Raw genomic sequence first — 701 nt, 5'->3', positions numbered from 1 at the left:
GTAGCTGCCCGGAAGGGGCGTGTCATCGAGGCCGTCGACCCCGTTGAAGTTCAACGTGATGTTCTCCAGCACGAACGCCGCGTTCGCCGGAGCTGCCATGAGCCCGATCGAGCAGGCGATGGCCGCAGCTCCCAAATACTTTTTAAACATTCTGCTCTCCTTAAAACGCCACCCCGGCCTTGGGTCGGGGGATGTGGATGCAACAGCTTTCACTTCTGTGCCCTATAGAAGCAAGCATCGTGCCAGAACTTTATATCATTGAAAAATAACGATATTTTCTTCAATAAGAAGGACGGGCGAGCAGAGATGTAAGCATCTCTTTACAGGAGGTTAACGGCCTCGGCGCGGGGCCGTCCTTACTGCTTCAAGGACGCCAGCAGGGCCTCGGCGGCACCTCGGTCGCTGAACCGCCGGTCGGCATCGAGGACAGCCTGAAGCGTGGCGATCGCGCTCTTGACGTCGCCCTTGGCGGCAAGAGCCTGGGCGAGGTGGAAGCCGATGGAGCCGCTCTGCGGTGCCGCTTCGTGAGCACCCTGGAGGACGCTGACCGCTTCCTCCGTCTTGCCGGCACGCAGCAAGGCGACGCCCAGGGTGTCGGCCAGGGCCGGGGCGTCGGGCTCCAGGGAGACGGCCCTGCGGGCGTTGGCGTCCGCGTCCGTAACGGAGTCGCGCTCCAGTTGTACCATGGCGAGGTTGTTCAG

The 701-nt window shown here is 61.9% G+C and carries 1 protein-coding gene; it reads right to left on the bottom strand.

Annotated elements, in window-relative coordinates:
- Window positions 1-356 precede the first annotated feature (356 nt).
- The coding region (locus ACKGJN_RS16365; RefSeq protein ID WP_409540636.1) for a tetratricopeptide repeat protein at window positions 357-701 on the bottom strand (345 nt) is incomplete at its 5' end.

Origin of the sequence: Gillisia xinjiangensis, from assembly GCF_046298265.1 — a bacterium.
In the GTDB taxonomy this organism is placed as follows: Bacteria; Bacteroidota; Bacteroidia; order Flavobacteriales; family Flavobacteriaceae; genus Gillisia; species Gillisia xinjiangensis.
The sequence above is the reverse complement of the archived record's forward strand: the minus strand, read 5'-3'. Positions and strand labels throughout refer to the sequence as shown.